The sequence below is a fragment of the Streptomyces milbemycinicus genome, assembly GCF_002154605.1.
GTDB lineage: Bacteria > Actinomycetota > Actinomycetes > Streptomycetales > Streptomycetaceae > Streptomyces > Streptomyces milbemycinicus.
The window spans coordinates 1-2,898 of sequence record NZ_MUNE01000183.1 but is presented as its reverse complement, the minus strand read 5'-3'; the positions used below and the strand labels follow the sequence as shown (position 1 = coordinate 2,898).

The following is a 2,898-nucleotide window of genomic DNA, read 5'->3' as shown; positions in this document are numbered from 1 at the left end:
ACCCCCGGGGCCGCGGCCCCGCCGGAGCCCTCGGCCGCCTCCAGGGCGGCACCCGCCCGGCCCGCCACCGAGGACTCCGGGGCCTGCTCCCACGCCCGCTCAGCGACATACCGCGGCGTCAGATCGAGGCGGGACAGCTCCAGCTCCACCCCGACCTCACCCGCGGCCGACACCAGAGTGAACGGCAGCACCTGCCACCACACCAGCGGGGCCCGCCCGGTCTCGGAGACGTACGCGTTGACCGCCTCCACGTACGGGTTGACCACATCCAGCAGACCACTCCAGGTCAGCGGGGAAGCATCCCCCCGGCCCGCCCGCCACTGATCCAACGCGTGGAAACCACGCAACAGAGCCTCGAACGCCGCCTCGTCATCCTCCAACAACGGCCCGTACACCAGCCGGACCGCCCGCCACCACCGCTGCACATCCCCAGCCCGCCTCCGATCACCCGCCACCCGCTCAGCCCATACAGCCAGCCGAACCGACGACGGCTCCGGACGGAACCCCGCCAGCGAGTCACCCTCCTCCAGCCGAAGCCACGTGACCTGCTTCTGCCCACCCTGCCCGTCCGCCTCCCTACGCGTGGCGAACCCGGGCTCCCCACCCAGAGCAGAGGTCCACAACCACCGGTCAAAGCGGTTGGACAGCACCTGACCCGCCACCGGCCACTGAAGCGGATCACGACCACGCGCATACGGACCCGCCACATCCGCACCCACCCACCACACAGCCGTATCCCACGACGCCGCCGTCAACGCCGGCACACGCGCGAAGAGATAGTCCACCACCCGTTCGTAGACGAACGACACAATCGACCCACCCTGGACCGGCAACCGTGCCACGGTCCCGTCCCCGTCCACACCGACCAGGAACACCTTGCGGAACGGCGCCTCCTTCCGCGGACCCTCCGCCACCACCGCCGATGCCCGGTATCCGTTGCCCTCCTCCAGATCCCACCGCACCTCCGTAAAGTGATCCACCTCCGGCAGCAGACCGTAGGACCCCTGCCGACGCAGCCACGATCCGCCTGCTCCACCCCCCCGCAGCGACACCCCCACCTGCACATCCGACGCATTCCGGTGCTGCACCTGCGACACCTGATCCACCGGAACCCCGGTACCATCCAGCGCCTCGATCTCCGCCGGCCACTCGATCACGGCCGGTGCCGGCCCCTCACGCAGGACCCTCAACGCCTCCCGCGCGCCCTGGACCGCCTCCTCGACACGCGCACGCTCACCAGCAGGCACGGCCCCGGCCGCCAGAAGCCCGGACACCTTCTCCACCGTCGCGGCCGCCAGCCGATACGCCGGACTGTCCGCGGACAACCGGACATGCCCCAGGGCATGACGGCCCAGCGCGTCGGCCGCGGTCATCCCGTCCAGCTCGCCCAGAATGCGCAGATTCGGGCCGTCCGCCCGCGGGATGCCCTCGTCGAGCAAGGTCAGGAACGGGGCGAATCCCCGGACCACCGGGTCGCCCAGAATCCGCTCCACCGACCGGCTCAGCACGTCGGGAGACAGCGGAACCGAGGCCGCCACCGCCCGCTCGTACATCGCCCTGCCGAGTTCCGCCAACTCGGCCTCGACCTGCTCGATCTGCTCCTCGGTCACCCACCGGTGGTCGAACCCGTACGCCCGAAACTCGTCCACCATCAGCGCGACCAGCAGCCGGCCGCCGCTGGTGTCCAGGGCCCGGAACTCGTCCATGCCGACCGACTCGTACGTGCCGATCCGCCTCCCCTGGGACGTAAGCCCCGTCAACGCGGCAGTCAGATGCTCACGCGCGGACGGAACGTCACCGACTTCGGGATCGCGGACCTCGACGTCGAAGAACCCCTCCGGAACAGCCCCCCCGCCCGGCTTGAAGAGCCGGAAATGGCGCTCCATTTCGACCTTCAGCATGTCGTGGGTGATCGCGCTGAGCCCGTCATGACGCTCATCAAGGAAGCCCCTCGTGCCAGGCCGCAGAGCCCGCCTGTCACTGTCGAACGCGTGCCGCGACGCCACCGTCAGCCAGTTCTTGAGCAGTTGCGGGTACGTGACGTTGAGCGGCCTGGCGGCGACGTGGGTGAACGCCCGCCACGCGTACCCCCAGGCCTCGTCCACATCCGGAATGGCCGACAAGAACGCGACCAGCTCCACCGGCACCTCACCACGGCCAGTGATCCTGCTCGCCAGCTCCCCGGCGACCCGCCGCCCGAAGTCCCGCCCCGCCCAGGCAAGATGCCGCAGTTCCCTGGGCCACATCCGATCGATGGAGTGGTGCCAGAGCATCGTGCGGCCCACCGCGGCGGTACCCAGGGAGAACTGCCCGTAGGAGCGGCCGTTGTGGCCCACGGCGAGGGGAAAGACCGTGGTCACCTGGCCGACCTCGGTGATCTCCCACCCCGGCAGATCACCCAGAAGCTCCCTCAGCGGTATCGGCCGCCCGCCCCGCCCGGCCACGCCCGTGCGCGCCAGCCGGTCACGCACCAGCCTCCGCCGGGCCCTCGCCTCCTCCAGCGACTGCCACCGCTCACCCGGAACCAAGGCCGCCGGATCAACGACGACCTCCGGGATGTAGATAACGACCCGTTCGCTCCCTGGGGGCGCTTGGGACGCATTATCAAAAGGCATCGGGGAGTTGGGGTGGCGCCATTGGAAGAATTTGTCGACGACGATCTTGACCCCAGGGCCTTGCGCCAGCACCACCTTCATGAAATCGGGCTCGTCCGGGGGCTCCGGAATGCGGATGCCGAGCCTCCGCAGAACGTCATCAGGGAGGAGACCGATATCGAGCGGATACCGGTACTCGATCTCGGGGCCGAGGGCCCCGTACTCATCCCGCACCGCCCCGTCCAGCACCGCGTGCGCCACCGACGACGACTCCGCGAACGGCTCCAGCGCGTCCGCCACCACC

General features: G+C 69.9%; 1 protein-coding gene. It reads right to left on the bottom strand.

Annotated elements, in window-relative coordinates; all coding sequences use genetic code 11:
• Positions 1-2,898 (bottom strand): hypothetical protein (locus CCN51_RS54960; protein ID WP_158104676.1); only part of this gene is annotated, 2,898 nt, incomplete at both ends.